The 22040-nt window shown below is 67.6% G+C and carries 18 protein-coding genes; 7 read left to right on the top strand and 11 right to left on the bottom strand.

The window, feature by feature from the left end; genetic code table 11:
- Nucleotides 1-67 precede the first annotated feature (67 nt).
- The 4 genes from F1D05_RS27830 to F1D05_RS27815 are packed head-to-tail and all read right to left on the bottom strand — an operon-like array spanning nucleotide 68 to nucleotide 4090.
- Nucleotides 68-892, bottom strand: a complete 825-nt coding sequence (locus F1D05_RS27830; protein WP_185443411.1) for a carbohydrate ABC transporter permease — start codon at nucleotides 890-892, stop codon at nucleotides 68-70.
- Nucleotides 892-1779, bottom strand: coding sequence for a carbohydrate ABC transporter permease (locus F1D05_RS27825; protein ID WP_185443410.1), 888 nt, complete (start codon nucleotides 1777-1779; stop codon nucleotides 892-894). Before F1D05_RS27825 ends, F1D05_RS27830 begins: the two co-directional genes overlap by 1 nt.
- On the bottom strand, nucleotides 1776-3065 hold the full coding sequence (locus F1D05_RS27820; protein WP_185443409.1) for an extracellular solute-binding protein: 1290 nt from the start codon (nucleotides 3063-3065) through the stop codon (nucleotides 1776-1778). Before F1D05_RS27820 ends, F1D05_RS27825 begins: the two co-directional genes overlap by 4 nt.
- A complete protein-coding gene (locus tag F1D05_RS27815) occupies nucleotides 3065-4090 on the bottom strand; it encodes a LacI family DNA-binding transcriptional regulator (RefSeq protein ID WP_185443408.1) in 1026 nt (341 codons plus the stop codon). Before F1D05_RS27815 ends, F1D05_RS27820 begins: the two co-directional genes overlap by 1 nt.
- Before the next feature lie 339 nt (nucleotides 4091-4429).
- On the opposite strand from F1D05_RS27815, the gene F1D05_RS27810 reads away from it, so the two are divergent.
- From F1D05_RS27810 to F1D05_RS27785, 6 genes are read left to right on the top strand one after another with little or no spacing between them, the layout of a single operon-like run.
- Complete coding sequence (locus F1D05_RS27810; protein ID WP_246486026.1) at nucleotides 4430-5260, top strand: endo alpha-1,4 polygalactosaminidase; 831 nt, start codon at nucleotides 4430-4432, stop codon at nucleotides 5258-5260.
- Nucleotides 5261-5299: 39 nt separating this feature from the next.
- A complete protein-coding gene (locus F1D05_RS27805) occupies nucleotides 5300-6586 on the top strand; it encodes an ABC transporter substrate-binding protein (protein WP_185443407.1) in 1287 nt (428 codons plus the stop codon).
- The gene (locus F1D05_RS27800; protein WP_185443406.1) at nucleotides 6586-7524 is read left to right on the top strand and encodes a carbohydrate ABC transporter permease; all 939 of its coding nucleotides are present in this window, start codon (nucleotides 6586-6588) and stop codon (nucleotides 7522-7524) included. Before F1D05_RS27805 ends, F1D05_RS27800 begins: the two co-directional genes overlap by 1 nt.
- The gene (locus tag F1D05_RS27795; protein WP_185443405.1) at nucleotides 7521-8339 is read left to right on the top strand and encodes a carbohydrate ABC transporter permease; all 819 of its coding nucleotides are present in this window, start codon (nucleotides 7521-7523) and stop codon (nucleotides 8337-8339) included. The genes F1D05_RS27800 and F1D05_RS27795 overlap by 4 nt, the downstream gene beginning before the upstream one ends.
- 1 nt (nucleotide 8340) lies before the next feature.
- A complete protein-coding gene (locus tag F1D05_RS27790; RefSeq protein WP_185443404.1) occupies nucleotides 8341-9267 on the top strand; it encodes a carbohydrate kinase family protein in 927 nt (308 codons plus the stop codon).
- Complete coding sequence (locus tag F1D05_RS27785) at nucleotides 9264-10553, top strand: alpha-glucosidase/alpha-galactosidase (RefSeq protein ID WP_185443403.1); 1290 nt, start codon at nucleotides 9264-9266, stop codon at nucleotides 10551-10553. The genes F1D05_RS27790 and F1D05_RS27785 overlap by 4 nt, the downstream gene beginning before the upstream one ends.
- Here the strand turns inward: F1D05_RS27785 and F1D05_RS27780 are convergent.
- From F1D05_RS27780 to F1D05_RS27770, 3 genes are all read right to left on the bottom strand, one after another.
- Nucleotides 10544-11791 carry a nitronate monooxygenase gene (locus F1D05_RS27780; protein WP_246486912.1) on the bottom strand — a complete coding sequence of 416 codons (1248 nt, stop codon included), beginning with the start codon at nucleotides 11789-11791 and terminating at the stop codon, nucleotides 10544-10546. The two genes, F1D05_RS27785 and F1D05_RS27780, sit on opposite strands and share 10 nt — an antisense overlap.
- A gap of 115 nt (nucleotides 11792-11906) precedes the next feature.
- Nucleotides 11907-14828, bottom strand: a complete 2922-nt coding sequence (gene secA, locus F1D05_RS27775; protein WP_185443402.1) for a preprotein translocase subunit SecA — start codon at nucleotides 14826-14828, stop codon at nucleotides 11907-11909.
- Between the two features lie 247 nt (nucleotides 14829-15075).
- Nucleotides 15076-16329, bottom strand: a complete 1254-nt coding sequence (locus tag F1D05_RS27770) for a winged helix-turn-helix domain-containing protein (protein WP_185443401.1) — start codon at nucleotides 16327-16329, stop codon at nucleotides 15076-15078.
- Nucleotides 16330-16436: 107 nt separating this feature from the next.
- On the opposite strand from F1D05_RS27770, the gene F1D05_RS27765 reads away from it, so the two are divergent.
- Nucleotides 16437-17234 carry a S1 family peptidase gene (locus F1D05_RS27765; protein WP_185443400.1) on the top strand — a complete coding sequence of 266 codons (798 nt, stop codon included), beginning with the start codon at nucleotides 16437-16439 and terminating at the stop codon, nucleotides 17232-17234.
- A gap of 84 nt (nucleotides 17235-17318) precedes the next feature.
- On the opposite strand, the gene hpf is transcribed toward F1D05_RS27765, so the two are convergent.
- The 4 genes from hpf to mtrB all read right to left on the bottom strand — a co-directional run bounded on the left by hpf (nucleotide 17319) and on the right by mtrB (nucleotide 22012).
- Entirely contained in the window at nucleotides 17319-17942 is a 624-nt protein-coding gene (gene hpf / locus F1D05_RS27760; protein WP_185443399.1) for a ribosome hibernation-promoting factor, HPF/YfiA family, read from the bottom strand.
- 224 nt (nucleotides 17943-18166) lie between these two features.
- Nucleotides 18167-18856 carry a ComF family protein gene (locus F1D05_RS27755; protein ID WP_246486025.1) on the bottom strand — a complete coding sequence of 230 codons (690 nt, stop codon included), beginning with the start codon at nucleotides 18854-18856 and terminating at the stop codon, nucleotides 18167-18169.
- Nucleotides 18857-18932: 76 nt separating this feature from the next.
- Nucleotides 18933-20705 (bottom strand): LpqB family beta-propeller domain-containing protein, encoded by a 1773-nt coding sequence (locus tag F1D05_RS27750; protein ID WP_185443398.1) that lies wholly within the window; start codon nucleotides 20703-20705, stop codon nucleotides 18933-18935.
- Nucleotides 20702-22012 (bottom strand): MtrAB system histidine kinase MtrB, encoded by a 1311-nt coding sequence (gene mtrB / locus F1D05_RS27745; protein WP_246486024.1) that lies wholly within the window; start codon nucleotides 22010-22012, stop codon nucleotides 20702-20704. The genes F1D05_RS27750 and mtrB overlap by 4 nt, the downstream gene beginning before the upstream one ends.
- Between the last annotated feature and the right edge of the window lie 28 nt (nucleotides 22013-22040).

Genomic DNA, 22040 nt, shown 5'->3' with positions numbered 1-22040 from the left:
AACAAAACCTTTCAAAAGAAGAACCAAAGACAAAAGGCGAGGGATGGGCGGCAAGGGCGAGGGCGAATTACCCCTTGACCCCGGATTCGAGGCTGGAGGAGATGAAGCGGCGCTGGAAGATGACGAAGAGCGCGACCGCCGGTGCGGCCAGGACGCAGGCCCCGGCCAGTACTGCGCCGAACGGATTCGCCGCCCGCGCCGACACGGTCGTGATGTAGTTCGACAGCGACACCGCCAACGGCTGGAGACCCTGCTGCTTGGTGATCAGGAACGGCCAGAGGAATTCGTTCCACGGACCGATGAAGGTCAGCAGCACTCCGGTCAGCAGCGCGGGCTTCACCAACGGAACCGCCACCCGCCACAGGATGCTCAGCTCACCGGCACCATCAATACGCGCAGCGTCGAACAACTCCTGCGGCAACTGCAGGAAGTATTGCCGGAACACGAACACCGCCGTCGAGTTGATCGCGAACGGCAGGATCATGCCCAGGTACGAATCGGCGAGGCCGTAGCTGCGCACGATCAGCACATAGAGCGGAATCGTCAGCAACTGGAACGGAATCACCTGGACCAGCAACATCAGATTGAACACCGTGCCGCGACCGCGGAATTGCAGCCGGGCCAGCGCATACCCGGCCAGTACGCCGAACACCAGCGTGCCGAGGATGACGCCACCGGTGAAGATCCCCGAGTTCAGCAGGGACTTGCCGAGATTGATCGCGGCGTTGATCTCCTGGTAGTTGTGCAAGGTGAGGTTGCCCGGATTCGGGAAGGCCCCGCCCACGGAGGAGTCCGGCTCGGCCTGCAGACTGCCGACGAGCATGTAGTAGAAGGGGAACAGGAACACGAACGCCCCGACCAGCAAGGCGATGAACCGCCACGGACTCTTCATCAGCTCTCCCGATCCAGTAGCCGGCGCTGGATCAGCGCAAGGATCAGCACACCGATCACCAGCAGTACGCCGATCGCCGAGCCGACGTCCGGATTGCCCTGCTCGATGCCGCGCTGGTACATGATCAGCACCGGCGAAGCGGACGCCCCGTCCGGACCACCGCCGCCGGTCAGCAGGTACGGCTCGGTGAACAGGTTCGCGCCGGTCACGGTGGCCAGCAGGACGACCAGCGTCGTGGCCGGTCGGACCCCCGGCACCGTGACGTTGCGAAACGACTTCCACTTTCCGGCGCCATCCATCGACGCCGCTTCGTACAGGTCCTTCGACACGTTCTGCAACGCGGCCAGGTAGAGCAGGATGAAGAAGCCGAGTTGCTTCCAGGTGACGTAGATCGCCACCGTCGGCATGGCCAGTTTCGAGTTCACCAGCCAGGACGGATCAGGTGCCAGCGGACCGAGTACGGAGTTCACCAGGCCGCCCGAGTTGAAGAGGAACAGCCAGACACCGACCACGGCCACACTCGCCGTCACGTAGGGCACGTAGTAGCTGACCCGGAAGAACCCGCGCCATCGGATGGCCGCGTTGAGCGACCAGGCGAGCAGCAACGAGAGCACCACGGTCAGCGGCACGTTGATCAGCAGGAAGATACCGACGTTCGCGAACGACCGCCGGACCGCCGGGTCCGACAGCACGCTCGCATAGTTGGCGAACCCCACCCACGGCCGATCCACGATCGCGCCCGGCGCCGCGAAGAAGTAGTCGTGGAAGGACATGTAGACGGCGAAGCCGAGCGGGTAGGCGAACACGGCCGCCAGGAAGACGACGTACGGCGTGACGAAGGCCGTCCCGATCGGCTGCTTCCCGACGACCCGGCCGATCAGCCTCATGACTGGCCGGCGAGCTGATCGACCTTCTGGACTGCTCCGTCGAGGGCCGCGCCGGGATCCTGCTGGCCGAAGATGACCGACTTGGACCAGGCATCACGGAAGGTCTGCCAGATGGTGATCGAGTTCGGCACGTTCGGCACCTCGACCGTGCGGGCCGCCTGGTCCGCGAACTGCTTGTAGTCGGGGTTCTTCGCGAAGTACTCCGGGTAGGCGCTCGATACTCCGTCTCGGAGCGGCATCTGGCCGGTGCCCTGGAGGAACTTGCCGTCCTGCTCCTTGCTGGTGGCGAACTTCAGCACGTCCCACGCGGTACCGCGGTTCTTGCACGCGGAGTACATGCCGACGTTCTTCGCGTCGCTGAAGGTGTAGGTCTCAGCGGCGGACTTGCCGGCCGAGGTCGGCACCGGGACGGCACCCCATTCGACCTTGCCCTTGTACGTCGCGACCGCCCACGGCCCGACGATCGCCATCGCGGCCTTGCCGTCGACGAACGAGTCGCCGTTGTACTTCTCCTGCGAGGCGAGCTTCTCGGAGTACAAGGTCCGCCAGAACGCGGCGACCTTCTTGCCCTCTTCCGAAGCGAACTGGGACTTGCCGTCGGCAACCAACTGCTTACCACCGGTCTCGGCCGCGAACAGCGGGTAGAAGTCGAACCAGGACTGGAAGAACTCGTTGCTCGGCGCCGGGTAGATCGCGAACTTCGCGCCGCCCGCGGCGACGACCTTCCGCGACGTGGCCAGGAATTCGTCGTACGTCGCCAGCGGTGGCTTCGCGGTGTCGATCCCTGCCTTCGCGAAGGCCTTCTTGTTGTAGAAAATCATCACCGGGTTGGCTTTCCACGGCAGCTGGTAGTACTTGCCGTCGGTCGACTTGTACTGCGATGCGACCTTGCCGCTGCGCTCTTCGATGTACGACTTGCCGTCCGGGAAGCTGTCGAGCGCCACCAGGCCACCCTGCTTCTGGAACTGCGAGACCGACGCGGGCGAGGTGTTGAAGATCAAGCACGGCGCGTTCCCGGCCGTGATCGCCGCACCGATCACCTCTTCGGACGACTTGCCGGTCGGAATCTCCTGGCCGGTCACCTTCTGGTCCGCGTGCGCGGAGTTCCAGGACGCGACCATCTGCTTGGCCCAGGCAACTTCTTCGGCGTTGTTGGAATACCAGACCGTGACCGGGCCCTTGGCCTGCGCGGCCGCGTCCGAGCTACCGCCGCCCCCACCGCCGCAGGCGGCCGCAGTACCGGCCAATCCCAGTGCTAGCAGGACGGATGTGACTTTTCGCTTCATTACTCCTCCATAAGGGCGGTGGAACGCCGGACGACCAGCTGGGCCGGCGGAAGTTCCACATCGGCGACGTCACCGTCGCCGTCGATCGACTGGTTCAAAGTGGTGGCCGCGGCGGCGCCGAAGGTGAACGGATCCGCGCGCACGGTGGTCAGGCCGGGATGGACGAACTCGGCGAGTTCGCTGTCGTCGAAGCCGACGACGCTGAGGTCGTCGGGCACGGTCAGGCCGGCCTTGTGAGCCGCGCCGATGCCGGCGATCGCCATCCGGTCGTTCGCGTAGACGATGGCGGTCGGTGGCTCGGGTAGGGCGAGTAGCCGCCGGGTCGCCTCGGTCCCGCCGGCAGCGGTGAAGTCGCTGACCTCGATCGCGACCGGTTCGAGACCGGCCGCGGCCAAAGCCGACGTGAAGGCCTGCGACCGGGCGGTCGCGTGGACGAAGGCCGGCGGACCGGCCACATGAGCGATCCGGCGGTGACCGAGCTGGAGCAGGTGCTCGACGACCGCGACCGTGCCCGGCCGGTCGTCGAGACAGACCGCCGGGAACGGCGATGAACCGACCGGGCGGTTCAGGGTGACGGCCGGCAGCCCGAGCTCCACCAGCAGGTCGATCCTGGGGTCCTCGTGCCGCAGGTCGGACAGGAAGACCCCGTCCACCCGGCCGTCCTGGGCCAGCCGGCGGTAGCCGGCCGCTTCCTCGTCGCCCGCCGTCACGACCTGCAGGACGAGGGCCTGTCCGCGGGGCGCGAGCACACTCTCGACCCCGGCGATGAAGGCGGGGAAGAACGGGTCCGAGGACAGCACGGCCGGGTCCCTGGTGATGACGAGGCCGAGCGCGAAGGCCTTCGAGACCGAGAGCGAGCGAGCCCGGTTGCTCGGCCGCCAGCCGAGCTCGTCAGCGGCCGCGAGGATCCGGTCGACGGTCGTCCGGGCCAGGCCGGGACGACCGTTCAGGGCGAACGAGACAGCACCCTTGGACACGCCTGCCCGGGTCGCCACATCCGCGATCGTCGGCCGATCCTTGCTCATCCACGCCCTCATTCTGAGTGTTTAAACCGGTTTAGACGACTACTAAACCGGTGCAAACCCGCACAGTCAAGGCCTCAGCTCTCACTGCGCAGTAACGCGCTCTTCGTGAGGTTCCGCGCATTCGTTTGCAGTTGTTCCTTGACGCGGCGGCCCAGGCGTCGCTTAACTAGGGCGCTAAGCACCGAGGCGATGCCCTGGTGCTCAGTGACGCACCCAGCCGGTACAGGGCTGGCCGGAAGGCTGAGACTCAGCGCCGGCCGCACCGCCCGAAGTCCGGTACTCCGGCGCCAGGGCTCATGCCCGAGGCGGGGTAGCGTCCACGGGACCGATGGAGCAATCGTGTCCGAATCTCGCCCGCTCTCCCGCCGTCTGCTGGTGTCCGGCCTTGTAACCAGCATGGCGGCCGCACTGGCACTGACCGCCCTTGTCTCGGTGCTCAGCCGGAACCCCGCCTCGGCAGCCGCGACGCTGCCTCCGACCCATGCCAAGTTCGACTACCAGATCGGCGGGGCCTACCCGCCGCCCGCCGGCGTCCAGATCGTCACCCGTGACCGGACGGCCGCCCCAGCGGCCGGCCTCTACAACATCTGCTACGTGAACGCCTTCCAGGTCCAGCCCGGCGAGCAGGGCTCGTGGGACTCCGACCTGCTGCTTCGCGATGCCCAGGGCAACGTCGTCATCGACGAGGACTGGGGCGAGGCACTGCTCGACATCCGCACCACGGCCAAGCAGACCCGGGTCGCTGCCAAGGTGAACGGCTGGATCGACGGCTGCGCGACCAAGGGCTACAAGGCCATCGAGCCGGACAACTACGACAGCTACAGCCGCTCGAAGAACCTGATCAGCACCGGTCAGGCGAAGGCGTACCTGAAGTTGCTGGCCACGCACGCACACACGAAGAACCTGGCCATCGCCCAGAAGAACACCGTCGAACTGGCCGGTGACCGGACCAGCGTCGGCCTGGACTTCGCGGTCGCCGAGGAGTGCGGTCAGTACAACGAGTGCGGCGACTACACCGCTGCCTTCGGCAACAACGTGATCGTCATCGAGTACACCAACAGCGGCCGGACCAAGGCCTGCAGCGGGTTCGGCACCAGGTTGAGCATCGTGCAGCGCGACGTGGACGTCTCCGTCCCCGGCGACAGCGGCTACGTCCGCAAGACCTGCTGACCAAAACCCTCCACCGGTAGTCCTTTCAGGAGGTCACCCATGTCATCACCATCCCGCCGCGACATCCTGCGCGCGGCAGCCGTCCTGGCCGCGGCCGGGACCCTCGGCGCCTGCGGTAAATCCGGGGACGAGGGCGTCGGCGCCGACGGCGTCGTCACCATCGACTTCTGGCACGGCCAGGTCGACACCGGTAAGAAGGCGATCGATGCCTTGGTCAAGGAGTTCAACCAGAGCCATCCCAAGATCAAGGTGGTCGGTGGTGGTGGCGGGGTGACCGCGGACAGCATGCTGCAGAAGGTCACCGCCGGCCTAGCGGCCGGGTCCTACCCGGATGTGGCGTACATCTTCGGGTCGGACCTGGCCAGCATGACCCGCAGCCCGCAGGTGGCCGATCTGACCTCGGCCGTGGACCTCAAGGACAACTGGCCGGCAGCCCGAGACGCCGTGACGGTCAAGGGCAAGGTCCGTGCGATCCCGGCCCTGCTCGACTCACTCTGCGTTGTCTACAACAAGAAGCTCTTCGCGGCGGCCGGCCTGTCCGCGCCGAAGGCCGGCTGGACCTGGGACGACTTCATCGCGACCGCGCACAAGCTGACCAACCCGGGCAAGGGCGTCTTCGGCACCGGCTGGCCCGGCGTCGGCGACGAGGACACGGTCTGGCGGCTCTGGCCGATGATCTGGGACCTCGGCGGTGACGTCGTCAGCGAGGACGGCAAGAAGGTCGGCTTCGACAAGGTCGGCGAGCAGGCGCTCGGCACCCTCGATCGACTTCGCACCGACAAGTCTCTGTACGTCGATCCCAAGCCTGGCGGCGAACAGCTCTACCAGGTCTTCCTCGGCGGCCGGATGGGAATGGTTGCCACCGGCCCCTGGCAACTCCCCGACATCCTCGACAAGGGCCTCGACTACGGCGTCGTCCCACTGCCGTCGTACTCCGGTAAGCCGCTCACGATCTCCGGGCCGGACACCTGGGCCGTGTTCGACAACGGCTCCGCCAAGGTCAAGGCCGCCACCGAGTTCCTCACCTGGCTGACCACTCCGGCACAGGACGTCCGCTGGGACATCCAAGGCGGCAGTCTCCCCCTGACGACGGCGACGGCAGCGCTGCCCGAGTGGAAGAAGCACGCCTCCAGTACTGCGGGGTTGCAGGTGTTCGTGGATGCGCTGGAGACCGCGCGGGTCCGGCCCACCATCACGGCGTACCCGCAGATCTCCCAGCAACTCGGCCAGGCGATCGTCGCGGTCCTGCTCGGCAAGAAGTCGCCCGCCGAGGCGTTGAAGGGGTGCGTCGAGGCGTCCAACTCCATCCTCGCGGTGCCGAGCTGATGGCCAGCGTCGTCGGCACCTTCACCATCGATCCACGAGCCCGCCGGGCCGAGGCGAAGCGGCGTACCAAAGGTGAAGGCCCGACCGCTTGGGCGTTCGTCAGCCCGTCCGTGCTGATCATCCTCGGGCTCAGCATCGTGCCGGTGCTGTGGTCGTTGCTGTTGTCCTTCCAGTCCAACGACCTCGTCTCGCCGAGCCAATGGGTCGGATTCGCCAACTACAAAGCGCTTTCGGCCGATCCCGCCTTCAAGTCGGCGGTCGGGCACACCCTGGTCTACACCGCCTTGTACGTGCCGCTCAGTGTCGTCGGCGGACTCGGGATCGCGCTGATGCTGGACCGCCAGATCCGCTTCATCAGCATCTACCGCACCCTCGTGTTCGTCCCGTTCGTCGTCTCGGCGGCGGCTCAGGGCGTGCTGTTCTCGTTCGTGCTCGATCCCGAGTTCGGTGCGGCGAACTCGCTGCTGCACAAGCTCGGGCTGCCCGCGCAAGGGTTCTTCAGCGATCCCGGTCAAGCGCTCTACCTGCTGGTCGCGATCTCGTTGTGGAGTGGCACCGGCTTCTGCGTGATCGTGTACCTCGCTGCCCTGCAAGGGGTTCCGGGCGAGCTGGTCGAGGCGGCCAGGATCGATGGCGCCGGGCGGTCCGGCGTACTGCGGCACGTCGTGCTTCCGACACTGACTCCGGTGAGCGTGTTCCTGGTGCTGTTCCAGACGATCAACGCGTTGCAGGTGTTCGACCTGGTATTCGTGACGACCAAGGGTGGGCCGCTCGGGTCGACGACGGTGATCGTCTACTTCATCTGGGAGAAGGCGTTCAAGACCTTCACGGCCGGCTACAGCGCTGCCGCGGCGTACGCGCTGGCCGTTGCGCTACTGCTGGCCGGCCTGGCCCTGCAGTTGTACCAGCGCCGTCGTACGGGGAAGGCGGCCCGATGAAGAGGTTGCCCTTCAGCCCGTGGCATCTCGTACTCGCGCCGCTGGCCCTGTTGTTCGCGCTGCCGCTGATCTGGTTGCTGGTCAGCTCGGTGATGAGGAACGCGGAGATCAACCGGTTCCCACCGGCGCTGATTCCCTCGGGGATCAACCTCGGCGGCTACCGATTCGTGCTCGGGAACGCCTTGTTCCCCAGATGGTTCCTGAACTCGTTCATCGTCTCGGCCGTCGCGGTGACGGCGAACCTGGTCTTCGGCTCGCTCGGCGGCTACGCGTTCGCGCGGATGCGGTTCGCCGGCTCGAAACTGCTGCTCGGGCTGATGCTCGCGACAATGGTGATCCCGTTCCAGCTGACGATGATCCCGACCTTCCTGGTGATGAAGGATCTCGGCCTGATCGACACCCTCGGCGCGCTGATCGTCCCGTCGCTGGTGACCCCGTTCTCGGTGTTCCTGTTCCGCCAGTTCTTCGTCACGCTCCCCCGCGAGCTGGAAGAGGCTGCCTGGATCGACGGCTGCGGCCGGCTCCGGATCCTGGTCTCCGTCGTACTCCCGCTCGCCCGGCCGGCGCTCAGCACGGTCGCGGTACTGACCTTCCTGAGCACGTGGAACGACCTGACCTGGCCGCTGATCGCGATCAACCACGACTCGAACTACACGCTCCAGCTCGGACTGACCACCTTCCAGGGGCAGCACCACACCCAATGGGCGGCCGTGATGGCGGGCAACGTCATCACCGTGCTGCCGGTGCTGCTCGGGTTCCTGCTCGCCCAGAAGGCATTCATCCGGTCGCTGGCCTCTACCGGACTCAAAGGCTGACATGAAGACTTTCGACCTGCTCGTCATCGGCGACGCCAATCCCGACGTGGTGATCGGCCCGGTGAACCAACCACTGACCTTCGGCCAGCGCGAACGACTCGTTCCGACGGGATCACTCTGCCTGGGCGGATCCGCCGCGATCATGGCCTGCGGTGCCGCCCGGCTCGGCCTCAGCGTCGCGTTCGCGGGCAGGATCGGCGACGACCCGGCCGGGGCCTTCGTCCGCGCGGCCCTGGAAGAGCGCGGGGTGGATACCTCGGCGCTGGTGGTGGATGCCGTCCTGCCGACCCCGTTGACGACGGTGCTCACGTCGGCCTCCGATCGCGCGATCCTGACTGCCGCCGGCTGCCTGGCCGCGACCAGCGCGTACGACGTACCGACTGAGCTGTTGAGGTCCGTACGGCACGTGCATGCCGCGTCGTTCTACTTGATGCCGGAGTTGGCGGCCGGACTGGCCGGGTTGTTCAAGGAGGCGCGAAGCAACAAGGCGACCACCTCGCTCGACACCAACGACGACCCGGCCGACCGTTGGGACCGGATGGTGCTCGACCCGGTCCTGCGCGTCACCGACATCCTGCTTCCGAACGCGTCCGAGGTTCACTCGCTCACGGGTCATCCGGTGCTCGCCGACGCCGCCGGAATCCTGGCCCGGCGCGGCCCGCTGGTCGTCGTGAAGAACGGCGCCGACGGGGCCATCGCCCACGACGGTTCATCGGTGATCAAGGCCGCTGCCTTGCCGATCGAACCGGTCGACACGGTTGGTGCGGGCGACAGCTTCGACGCCGGATTCATTGCCGCCGTACTCCGTGGCTTCGGCAGGGCCAGCGCTTTGGCGATCGCCGCTGCCTGTGGATCGCTGTCGACCCGAGCGGCTGGTGGCACCGCGGCCCAGCCGGACTGGGATCAGGCATTGGAGAGTGCACGATGACCAAGATCGCGTTCGTCGGCGCGGGGAGCGTCGTGTTCACCCAGGGGTTGCTGGCCGACTTGTTCAGCTTCACGGATCTGGGCGAGCTGCACATCGCTCTGCACGACATCGACCCCGAGCGACTCGACACCGCCGCTGGAGCCGCGAAGTACATCGCCTCGGAACGGGGCATCAAACCGCGGATCACCTCGCACCTGGACCGTCGGGCGGCCCTCGAAGGCGCCGACTTCGTCATCAACATCATCCAGGTCGGGATGAACGAGGCGACCCGGATCGACTTCGAAATCCCGGCCAGGTACGGCGTACGGCAGACGATCGGCGACACGCTCGGGGTCGGTGGCGTGTTCCGGGCACTGCGGACCTTCCCGGTGCTGAAGGGACTGGCCGAGGACATCGCCGCGATCTGCCCGGACGCGTGGTTGCTGAACTACACGAACCCGATGGCGATGAACGTCTGGTACCTCAAGGCGCTCGGCCTCCGCAACGTCGTCGGCCTCTGCCACTCGGTCTACTGGACGATGAACGACCTCTCCCAACTGGTCGGGGTCCCGTACGGCGAGGTGACCTATCTCGCCGCCGGCGTCAACCACCAGGCCTGGGTACTTCGGTTCGAACGCGCCGGGGAGGACCTCTATCCCCGGCTGGACGAACTGATCGCGCGGGAGCCGGAGTTGCGCCGCCGGGTCCGGGTCGACATGTATCGCCGGCTCGGGTACTACCCGACCGAGACGAGCGAGCACTCCTCGGAGTACGTGCCCTGGTACTTGTCGCACCAGTCCGAAGTGGACCGGCTGCGGCTGCCGATCGGCGACTACCTGCGGATCGTCGAGGAGAACGTGACGCTCTACGAAGGCACCCGGGACGCGCTGAAACGCGGCGAACCGTTGCCGGTCGAGGGCACCATGGAGTACGCGCCGCAGGTGATCCACAGCATCGTCACCGGAAAGCCTCGGACGATCTACGGCAATGTGGTCAACCACGGACTGATCTCCAACCTGCCCGAGGGATCAGTGGTCGAAGTTCCCTGCCTGGTTGACGGTTCGGGCGTTCAGCCGACAGCGGTCGGCGCGCTGCCGGCCCAATGCGCAGCGCTGAACCGGTCCTACGTGAACGTCAACGAGCTCGTCGTCCGCGCCGCCCTGGAAGACGATCCGCGCTCGATCCGGCAGGCGTTGCTGATGGACCCGGCCACCACGCTGCCCGTGGACCAACTATGGGCCCTCTGCAACGACCTAGTAGAGGCCCACGGCAACTACTTGCAGCCGTCCCTGCGGGTTCACCTATAACGACCGAGCCGAAGTTCTGGGAAGCGTTTGAGCACCGGAGTCCCGTGACACGGCTGGGGCAACCGGGGTGCCGGGGGCTCCCCCACCAAGGGGGCACCCGAGGTTGCTCCGCTTACCGGAAACAAACTTGCATATACCGACAAAGGTTTCCGCGCAGCGAGAACGGCCTCTCCTGTGTCCCGAGCGACAGGTAATGGTCTCCAAATCCGCCCCGCCTCGCCCTGGCTGAGCGTGGAGCCCGAGCCAGCGGCACCCATTACCTGTCGCTCGGGACAAGCGCACGTACCGGCGGAAGGGTGCCACCGAAGACAGCGCGTTCTCGTTGAGTGTGTAGAGGTCAGAGGAGGTTGGTAGCGTTTTGTAGGTAGGTGCGGTAGGTGGCGAGGTCGGCCAGGACCGCAGCGGCGGTGGTCGTCGCGGTCAGGGCACCGACTCCCTGGCCGGCGTACAGGGACGCGGCGGTGGGGTCGGCGGCTCGCGTTGCGGCGACATATTCGTCGTGGCCGGCGTCGTCGGACTTGAGGGCCGGCTCCTGGCCTTCCCAGCGATCGTAGAAGGCGTTGCGGAGAGCGCGGCCGCCGAACTCGTCCGGCCAGCCGGCTCGGGAGGCGGCGTCGAAAACCGTTCCGTAGACGGTGTCGGTCTCGTCGGCTGCGAGCAAGGCCTGCCGTGACGTCTCGGGCGTCAGCGCCTCCTCGGCCGTGAGGAACGCAGTACCGATCCAGCCACCTGCCGCGCCGGCCCGCGAGCACCGCCGCCAGACCGCGCGCGCCGGAGATGCCGCCGGCCGCGAGTACGGGCAGGTCGGTGAGGTCGAGAATCGCTTGCAGCAAAGGAAGTGTGCCGACCACGTTCCGCCCGTGCCCACCGGCTTCGGCGCCCCGGGCAACGATCGCGTCGACACCGGCCGCGATCCCTTCCCGGGCATCGGCGACCGTACCGGCCTGCATCGCCACCACGATCCCGGCTGCCTGCAGCGGCTCGACGTACGGCGTGAGGTCGCCGAAGCTGAGCGAGACGAAGGCGGGCCGGAGCTCGATGACCGCTTCGAGGTGCTCGGGGTGATCCGCGACGGACCACGCCATCAGGCCGATCCCGTACGGCTTCCCGCCGGCGGCGGCGACCGCGCCCTCGGTGCGAATCCAGTCGGCGCTGACCATGGACCCGGCGCCGAGCATGCCCAGTCCTCCAGCAGCCGAGATTGCCGCCGTCAGCCGGCCGCCACTCACATTCGCCATCGGCGCACCGACCACCGGCACCGAGAGCCCGAACTTCTCCGTCAGCCAAGTACCCATAGGACCAGGAAACACGAAAGCCGCCCCGAAGGAATCCCCGGGGCGGCTTTCGCGGTACTCAGCTCTTGTAGACGTCCGAGGCCGGATCGCCGTGGCAGCGCTTGTACTTCTTGCCGGAGCCACACGGGCAGACCGCGTTGCGTGGCGTACCGGAGTACTCCAGGGCACCGCCCTCGACCGCGTCCTGGTGCACGGACACCTCGTCGTCACCGTCGATCGTCGGCGCCGAGTAGGACAGCTTCTGCGGCCGACTCGAGCCGGTCAGGCCCTTGGCGCGCAGCTTCGGGGCGTCCTGCTGCCGCGGCGTGTCCTGCGGGCGGTCCTCGTCGTCACCGGACTGGCGACCCGGGAACTCGGCCACCGGCGCCCCCGGCACCAGGATGTCCTCGGGCTCGGTCTCCTCGAGCTCGGCCAGCTCCGCCTGCGCGGCGAGGTCGGCCTGCATCGCCTCGATGTCGACCTCGACGTTGAAGATGAAGGCGACCGACTCTTCCTTGATCGACTCCATCATCGCGGCGAACATGTCGTAGCCCTCGCGCTGGTACTCCACCAGCGGGTCGCGCTGCGCCATCGCGCGCAGGCCGATGCCCTCGCGCAGGTAGTCCATCTCGTACAGGTGCTCGCGCCACTTGCGGTCCAGCACGCTGAGCACCACCCGGCGCTCCAGCTCGCGCATCGCGTCGCTGCCGAGCAGCTCCTCGCGCCGTGCGTACGCGTCGCGGGCATCCTGGACGAACCGCTCGATCAGGAAGTCCGGGGTCATCCCGGCCCGGTCGCCGCCGGCCTCCTCGATCAGCTCGTCCTCGGTGATCTCGGTCTGGTACAGCGTCCGGAGCGCGGTGAACAGCGCGTCCAGGTCCCAGTCCTCGGCGAACCCGTCGGCGGTCGCGCCCTGCACGTATCCGGTGACGGTCTCGTCGAGCATGTCCTGGACCTGGTCGTGCATGTCCGCGCCCTCGAGCACCCGGCGGCGCTCGTCGTACACGACGTGCCGTTGCCGGTTCATCACGTCGTCGTACTTGAGGATGTTCTTCCGGGTCTCGAAGTTCTGCGCCTCGACCTGGGACTGTGCCGACGCGATCGCCTTGGTGACGACCTTGTTCTCCAGCGGCACGGTGTCGTCGTCGTTGCGCGACATCGCCCAGTCGACCATCTCGCGCTTGAACAGGCGCATCAGGTCGTCTTCCAGCGACAGGTAGAAGCGGGACTCGCCCGGGTCACCCTGACGGCCGGAACGACCGCGCAGCTGGTTGTCGATCCGGCGCGACTCGTGCCGCTCGGTGCCCAGCACGTACAGACCGCCGGCCTCGCGGACCTCGACCTGCTCGTCCTTGACCTGCTGCTCGAACTGCTCCAGGACCTTCGGGTACTCCGCTTCGTACTGCTCCGCGGACTCCACCGGGTCGATGCCGCGGGCCCGGAGGTCCTTGTCGGCCAGGTGCTCCGGGTTGCCACCGAGGATGATGTCCGTACCACGGCCGGCCATGTTCGTGGCGACCGTGACGGCGTTCTTGCGACCCGCCTCGGCGACGATCGCGGCCTCCCGCGCGTGCTGCTTCGCGTTCAGCACCTCGTGCGGGATGTTGCGCTTGCGCAGCTGGTTCGAGAGCCGCTCGGACTTCTCGACGCTGGTCGTGCCGACCAGGATCGGCTGCCCGGTCTCGTGCCGGGCGGCGATGTCCTCCACCACGGCGTCGAACTTGGCGTCCTCGGTGCGGTAGATCAGGTCGCGCTGGTCTTCGCGGACCATCGGCTTGTTGGTCGGGATCTGGATCACGCCGAGACCGTAGATCTTGGCGAACTCGTTCTCCTCGGTCTTCGCCGTACCGGTCATGCCGCCGAGCTTGCTGTAGAGCCGGAAGTAGTTCTGCAGCGTGATCGTCGCGAGGGTCTGGTACTCCTCCTTGATCTCGACCTTCTCCTTGGCCTCGATCGCCTGGTGCAGACCCTCGTTGTAGCGGCGGCCGTGCAGCGTCCGGCCGGTGTGCTCGTCGACGATCAGCACCTCGCCGTCGACGACCACGTAGTCCTTGTCCCGGCGGAACAGGTCCTTGGCCTTCAGCGCGTTGTTCAGGTAGCTGATCAGCGGGGTGTTGGCCGACTCGTACAGGTTGTCGATCCCGAGCCGGTCCTCGACCTTCTCGATCCCGCGCTCGAGGATGGCGACGGTGCGCTTCTTCTCGTCGACCTCGTAGTCGGCGACCGGGCGCTGCTCCTCGGGGATCTTGTCGTCGTTGAACCGCGGCTTCAGCGCGCCGGCCAGGTTCGCCATCTCGACGTACCAGCGCTGCGAGTCCTCGGCCGGGCCGGAGATGATCAGCGGGGTCCGGGCCTCGTCGACCAGGATCGAGTCGACCTCGTCCACGATCGCGTAGTTGTGCTCGCGCTGCACGCAGTCGGCGATGTCGCTGGCCATGTTGTCGCGCAGGTAGTCGAAGCCGAACTCGTTGTTGGTGCCGTAGGTGATGTCCTTGGAGTAGGCCACCCGGCGCTCGGCCGGGGTCATCTCCGGCAGGATCACGCCGTAGTCGAGGCCGAGGAAGTGATACACCCGGCCCATCCACTCGGCCTGGAAGCGGGCCAGGTAGTCGTTCACCGTGACCACGTGGACGCCCTTGCCGGACAACGCGTTCAGGTACGTCGGGAGGGTGCCCACCAGGGTCTTGCCCTCACCGGTCTTCATCTCGGCGATGTTGCCCAGGTGCAGCGCCGCGCCACCCATGATCTGGACGTCGTAGTGGCGCTGATGAAGGGTCCGCTTGGCCGCCTCGCGGACTACCGCGAAGGCCTCCGGGAGTAGTGCGTCGAGAGACTCACCGTTGTCGACGCGCTGCTTGAACTCGGCCGTCTGGTCGCGCAGCTCCTCGTCGGTCATCGCCACGAAGTCGTCCTCGATCGAGTTGACGAGCTTCGCGATGCGCTCGAGTTCGCGGACTTTCTTGCCCTCGCCGATATGCAGTAACTTGTCGAACGCCTTCATCGTGGGGGGTCCACTCCTTGACTGTGCAGCCTTCAATGCGGCGGGTGCCTGACCGTGTGTGCCCAGTGACGAGGGCAGCACGGACTGCCCGCCTGGCGGGCGCCACCCATCGTACTTGGCCGGGAGCGTCAACCCACTGCCCGGCGTAAGTCACACCCTTCTCCCACCCACGAGTGAGCTTCTCGAAAAGTTCCGCCCTACCGCTCAGAACACCTCGTACGCCGCTCCGCCTGGCCCGCGATTCCGCTCAGGAGCCCCGCAGGGCGACGCTGAGGGCTGGGGCGAGGTCGCCGCCGCCGGCTACCCGGACCTGGTCGAGGCCCAGCCAGCCGGCCAGCTGGACCAGCTCTGCGGCCAGCTCCTCGGGCGTCTCGGCGGGCGCCTTGGGCTCGGAGTGGGCGGATTGGACCAGCAGGACGCCCGCGTTCCGGTCCGCCTTGAGGTCCACTCGGCCCACCAGCCGGTCGCCGAGCAGGAACGGGAGCACGTAGTACCCGTGGATGCGTTTCTCGGCCGGGACGTAGATCTCGATCCGGTAGTGGAAGTCGAAGAGCACCTCGGTCCGGGTCCGCTCGAAGACCAGCGAGTCGAACGGGCTGACCAGCGCGCGGGCGTTCACCCGGCGCGGCAGGCGGGCGTCGCGGTGCAGGTAGGCCGGCCTCTTCCAGCCCTGGATCGTGACCGGCAGCAACTCGCCCTCCTCGACGAGCTCGCGGATGGCCTGCGCGGTCGGCGCGGGCGACGTACGGAAGTAGTCCTTGAGGCATTGCGCGGTCGCGACCCCGTGCGCCCGGGCCGCGATCGAGACCAGCCCGCGGTGTGCCTCCTCCGAGGTCGGCGTCGGCGTCGCCAGCACCGAGGCGGGCAGCACCCGCTCCGGTACGTCGTACATCCGCTCGAACTGCTGGTTCCGCCGGGCCACAGTGATCTCGCCGGCGAAGAACAGGAACTCCAGCGCCCGCTTCACGTCCGACCAGTTCCAGCCCCAGTTGTCCCGGTCGCGCTCCACGTCGTCGTCGATCTCGCGCGCGGTCAACGGGCCGTGGTCGCGGACGTCGGCCAGCACCTGCTTGACCAGGTCCGGCCGCTGCGCCGCGATCGCCCGCGGCCCGCCCCACGCCTCGGTCGTCGCGCGGGCCATCCGCCAGCGCATCAACGCGTGCGTCTCGACCGGGATCAGCGATGCCTCGTGCGCCCAGTACTCCACCAGCTTCCGCGGCCCCTTCCCCGCGGCCCGGTCCAGCAACTCCCGCGGATACGGCCCCAACCGCGAATACAACGGCAGGTACTGCGCCCGGCTGAGCACGTTGACCGAGTCGATCTGAATCAACCCGATCCGCCCCAGCACCCGCCCCAGCGCCCGCATGTCCGGCACCCCTTTAGGCCGGGCATCCATAAACCCCTGCGCGGCCAACCCCACCCGCCTGGCCTGAGCCACCGACAACCCCTGCGTAGTCACCCCACCAATCCTGCCTGCCCCCACCGACAAAATGCTGGTCATAGCTTTCGTGTTACCGCAAGTGGGAGGTGCGCTACGGAGGGTGGCCGGGAGAGTGTGCCGGTAGGCCGCGACGCCCGCGCGGCCCCTATCACCCTGGAGTGTGAGGCATGACAGGAAGACTTCAGCTGGTCCGCGCCGCGGTAGCGGCCGGTGTGCTGGCAGCGGCATCGATCGGTGCCGTCTCGGCTTCGGCGGCTCCGGCACCCGACGGACCGCACACCCGGATCGTCGGTGGGGACATCGCCCACACCGCCGACGCACCGTGGGCCATCGCGCTGAACAACAGCGGATCCCCGGTCCCCAGCGGCCAGTACTGCGGATCGACGCTCGTCGCGGCCAACAAGATCGTCACGGCGGCGCACTGTTCGACCGAGGCTGCCGGCACCTACACGGCGGTGCAGGGCCGCGACAAGCTGAGCGACTCCGGTGGCCAGACCTCGAAGATCACCAGCATCTGGGTGGACCCGGACTACGGCAAAGAAAGTGGTCACGACGTAGCGGTGATGACGCTGGCCACACCGTTCACCGGCGTACCGACGCTGGCGCTGGAGACGAGTGCCGCGGCTGACGCGGAGGGTGCCGCCTCGGTCGTCTACGGCTGGGGCTCCACCGAGGGCACCGGACCGGACGACACGTTCCAGAAGGTAGCGGTGCCGGTGCTCGGTGACGCCTACTGCTCGGACGTCTACGCCAGCGAGGGCTACACCGCGGCCGGTGAGATCTGCGCCGGCTACAAGGACGGCGGCAAGGACTCCTGCCAGGGCGACTCGGGCGGCCCGCTGGTCCTGGACGGCCGTCTGTTCGGCGTCGTCTCCTGGGGCGTCGGCTGCGCGGACGCCGGCAACCCGGGCGTGTACGCCGAGGTGGCCACCTACTCCGCCGAGCTCCAGGCCCAGATCGGCTGACGGACCTTCGCAGGGGACGGAGGGGAGGCCCGGACCACGGTCCGGGCCTCCCTTTTGTTGCGGCTCCTCCCGAAGCTCTCGGCGTCAGACGGCCAGCCGGATCACGCCGTAGTCGTAGCCACGGCGGCGGTAGACGACACTCGGCTGGTTCTCGTCGGCGTCGACGAACAGGTAGAAGTCGTGTCCGACCAGTTCGAGCTCGTAGAGCGCCTGGTCGAGCGACATCGGCTTCGCGGTGTGGGTCTTCTCGCGCATCACCAGCGGCCCGTCACCGGTCACCGTCAGCGATCCGAACTTCTGGGTGATCACCTCGTCCTCGGCAACCGTCTCCTCGACCGGAGCGTAGCCGTTGGGCGGCTGCTTGGCGGCTACGTGCCGCAGTCCTTCAGGGGCGTGCTGACCGGTATGCACGCGGCGGCGGTCGGCGGCCTTGCGGACCTGTGCCCGCAGCCGGTCCAGGCTGACGTCGAACGCCGCCTGCTTGGTCTCACCAGATGCCTCGGCCCGGAGCACCGGACCCTTGGTGTACATGGTGAGTTCGACGCGCATCGCCCGGTCGTGCTGTCGCGGGTTCTTCTCCTGGCTGACTTCTACCTCGCATCGCAGTACCCGGTGATCGACCTTTTCGATCCGCTCGAGTTTTTCCTCGACGTACTGCCGGAAGCGGTCACTGACCTCGCAGTGATGACCCTTGACAACGACGTCCACGGAAACCTCCATCGATCGACGACTCTGTTACGTTTTCGGACCCCCGTTGTGGTCGCGGCTTGCGTTGGGGCGCCCGAAACGACAACACCCGCTGTCCGGCCCGGCGGACTCCGTGGTGAGGATTCCGGCTGATCCGGTCCTCGCCCACATCCCTGTCCGACAAGCCCAAGCGGGTGTCATAGGCCAACGCTAGTCGGCTTCGGCGAAAACCGGTAGGGAAGTTCTCATGAACCGGATGCCGACCGCCGCGGTGTGGCGGCGACGACCGCGCAACCGAGCACCGGAATTCCCCTTGCCGACAGAGCCCGCGCCGCCTCAGCGAGCGTGGATCCGGTCGTCAGCACGTCGTCGACGAGCAAGACCGGTTGATTCGTCAGTCTTTCAGCCCAGCGCGAACGGCCCTCGAAAGCGCCGGCAAGATTGGCCGCCCGGTCCCTCGCGGAGAGCCCGGCCTGGTCCGCCGGTCGCCGGACCACAGCCAGTGCGTCCGCCAACCGGATGTCGTACCCGTTCGTGCGCAGCTCTCTCGCGGCAGCCACCACCACCCGCCGCAACGGGTCGTGCCCTCGCTGCCTGACCGTGCCTCGCGCCGACGGCACCGGACAGAGCCAGGCCGCCCGCTGCGCCTTGAGGGCAGCTTGAACCGCGCGGGCCAGCACCTCGCCGAGCGGTCGGGCGAGCGCGTAGTGACCTTCCTCCTTGTGCGCGAGGATCACCTTGCGCAACACCCCGTCGTACTGCGCTGTCGCCGTCGGCATCGGCAATCGCGCCGGGACCGGGTCAGGCCACGCCGTGAAAGGCACCGCCGCCATCAGCATCGTCCGGCAGCCCGGACAGACCGCCGCTCCCGGCACCCCACAGCCCGCGCACACGCCGCCCAGTACGAGATCCACGAACGCGTCCCGCAACCCCACCGGACAACCCTGCGCTGTCCTCCCCTACCGCCGCAACCGCCCCACAGCTGTCCTGTGGACAACCGGAGCGGAACGCTCAGCCCGGGTAGACCGGGATGATCGGCGGGGGCTTGCTGGTCTCGTCGTCCATCTGCCAGCTGAGGTCCTTCAGCTGCCAGTGGAGCGCGTTGTGGCTGTCCTGGATGACCGGGAAGGAGTCGGCGTTCGGGGTCGAGGCGATCAGGTTGGTGTCGAAATCGCTGCTGGTTCCCGGCAGCAGATGGCTCTGGGAGCCGTCGGAGTTGATCTGCCACGGCTGCCGCGAGGAAGTCGGGGTGGAGCGGCCGGCTACCAGGATGCCGGGCTGGTTCCAGGAAACGTCGGTGATGTCGGCGAGCGACAGTTGGAGGTCGTGGAAGTCGCCGAGCTTGGGTTGCTTGGCATCGTTCAGCTGGATCGTGCCGGTCTGGACATAGGTCTGCCGGGTCGACTTCCGCTTCATCAGCATCAGGACCCGGACGCCATCGGGTGCCATCCGCAGGATCATCGGGGTGTCACCGCCGAAGTCGGTGGCCACGTCGGTGACCTTGCCGTCCCGGTTGCGAACGCGCAGCCGCGGGTCGGTGGAGCCCGCCCGGTCCAGGATCCAGAGGTTCTCCTGGTAGTCGAAGCTGGGGCGCAGTACGCGGCCGCTGGTCTTGATGGTGGCCAGCTTGTCGCTCTTGTCGGTGGCGTCCAGCCGGGCATACGCGACCACCGGCTCGTTGTGGATCTTCGTCAGGATCGCACCGGAGTCCGCCTTCAGGTTGACCGCCAGCGAGTCCGCATAGGGCTCGTAGAGCAGGCTGTTGTCGAGTGGCACCGAGGCGATGGCCTGCGCGCCGTCCAAGCCGGTGATGTGCTGCACCCTGCCCTTCCGGACCCCGTAGAGCTCCTTCATCTGTGGACTGGAGGCCACCGGGTCGAAATTGCTGAAGGTGTCGATCGACATGGCATCCGGCTGACCGTCGAGCAGCGGGGCGCCGCCCACGGTGATCTTCACCCGAGGGCTGACCGTCCGCAGCGTCCAGAGGATCTGCGCTGCCAACTGGCGGCGCTCCAGGTCACCGAGAACCTGCGCCGCGTCGCTCAGGGCGACCGTGGCGGTGGTGAGCTCCACCGGCACCGATACGTTCACCTGCGTGCCCGGCGGGGCCGCGGAGACCACCCCGTTGCCGAGCCTGCTCGTCGGGCCTTTCAGCAACTCCTGGACGAGCTGCGTGGCGGCCTGGCCTGGCGGCAGGTTGATCGGCAGGAAGATCGGGTCCGGCACCAGCGTCTGGTGGTCCGGGGTGAGGAAGTACAGCGAGCGGGCGGTGAGCCGGGACTCGAACTGGTTGCTGCCCAGGAACGCACCGTCGGGCGCCTTGGAGACCCGCCGCTGGCCGTCGACATCGGCCAGCGTGAAGATCACATTGACGATGGCGCCGCGCACCGCCGGCGTCCAGGAGCCGCGATCGTCGATGGTCCCGATCAGCGGTGCCCTCAACTGGACGGAGTTGTTGCTGAGCTGCCGGACGGCGGTCAGCGAGCTCTGGTCGTAGACGGACAGCTTCGACTCGGGCTTCCAGGTCGCGGCCGCGTCCTGGGTCATGTACTGACGGGCCTGGTCGAAGTTGCTCGAGTCCGTCATCGCCTCCAGGTAGCCGTTCACCAGCACCAGCGGGGGCGCGTTCGGGCGGGGCGGATTGGGCTTGACGTTGACGCCGGCCGCCCCTGGCGCCAGACCGGCCTGGCTGCCGCTCCTGATCGGGCCCTGGGTCGGCACGGTGGCGCAGCCGGCCAGTACGACGGAAGTCGCGATCGCGACCGCCAGCAACTTCGTTCTCACAGGTCCTCACCGCCGGTCAGCTTCTGGTACGGCGCTCCGACGTCGACCAAGGAGAGCTCCGAGATCACCCGGGGCGCATCGGTCGGACGTGCGGGCAGCGGCGATCCGGACAGCATGACGTCCGGCCGGCGCGGCAGGGTGAGCCGGAAGTAGGCACCCTCGCCCGGTGATCCCCAGGCGTCCAGGCGGCCACCGTGCAATCTGGCGTCCTCCAGGGCGATCGACAAGCCGAGGCCTGTGCCGCCGGTTGTCCTGGCCCTCGCCGGGTCGGCGCGCCAGAACCGGCTGAACACCATCTCCGCCTCGTCGGCCCGGAAACCGATGCCGTGGTCGCGTACCGCGACGGCCGCCGCCTCGTCGTCGAACGCCGTACTGATCTTGATCGGTGCGCCTTCGCTGTGCTCGATCGCGTTGCCGATCAGGTTGCGCAGGATCCGCTCGATCCGGCGCGAGTCCACCTGCGCCCGGCACGGCTCCGGCATGTCCAGCTGGATCTCGCAGCCCTTGCGGTGCAGCAAGGTCTCGTGGTTCTCCAGCACCCGGGCGACGATGTCGCGCAGGTCGATGTCCTCCAGGTCGAGCGCGGCCGCGCCGGCGTCGAACCGGCTGATCTCGAGCAGGTCGGCGAGCAGTTCCTCGAACCGGTTGAGCTCGTTCTGCAGCAGCTCGATCGACCGCCGGGTCATCGGCTCGAAGTCGTCCTTGGCCTCGTGCAGGAGGTCGGCCGCCATCCGGACCGTGGTGAGCGGCGTCCGCAGCTCGTGCGACACGTCGGAGACGAACCGGCGTTGCAGCCGGGACAGCTCTTCCAGCCGGCGGATCTGCTGCTGCAGGTTGCTGGCCATCTTGTTGAACGAGACCGCGAGCCGGGCGAGGTCGTCGGTGCCGCGGACCTGCATCCGCTCCTCCAGCTTGCCGGCCGCCAGCCGCTCGGCGATCCGCCGGGCCATCCGGACCGGGGTGACGACCTGGCGGGTGACCAGCCAGGCGACGGCGCCGAGCAGCAGGATCAGCAGCAGACCGGCCGTGACCAGGGCCCGCTGGACCACGTCCAGGGTGTCCTGCTGGGCCGTCAGCGGGAACAGGAAATACACCTCGTAGTGCTCGCCGGTCGACTTCACCCGCAGCTGGGAGCCGATCGCGAGGCCGGGCTGACTCACCTCGCCGTTGTAGTCGATCCGGGTGTAGGTGTCGTACAGCTTCGAGTCCTCCACGGCCACCGACGACTTCAGCGCGGCCGGGATCGACTCGCTCCTGACCAGGCCGGTGGACCGGATCGCGTTCGACCCGGTGTCCGCGGTCGGCATCAGCACCACGTCGTACAGGCCCGGCCCG

The sequence above is a fragment of the Kribbella qitaiheensis genome, from assembly GCF_014217565.1.
In the GTDB taxonomy this organism is placed as follows: Bacteria; Actinomycetota; Actinomycetes; order Propionibacteriales; family Kribbellaceae; genus Kribbella; species Kribbella qitaiheensis_A.
This window is presented reverse-complemented; position numbering and strand designations above follow the sequence as displayed.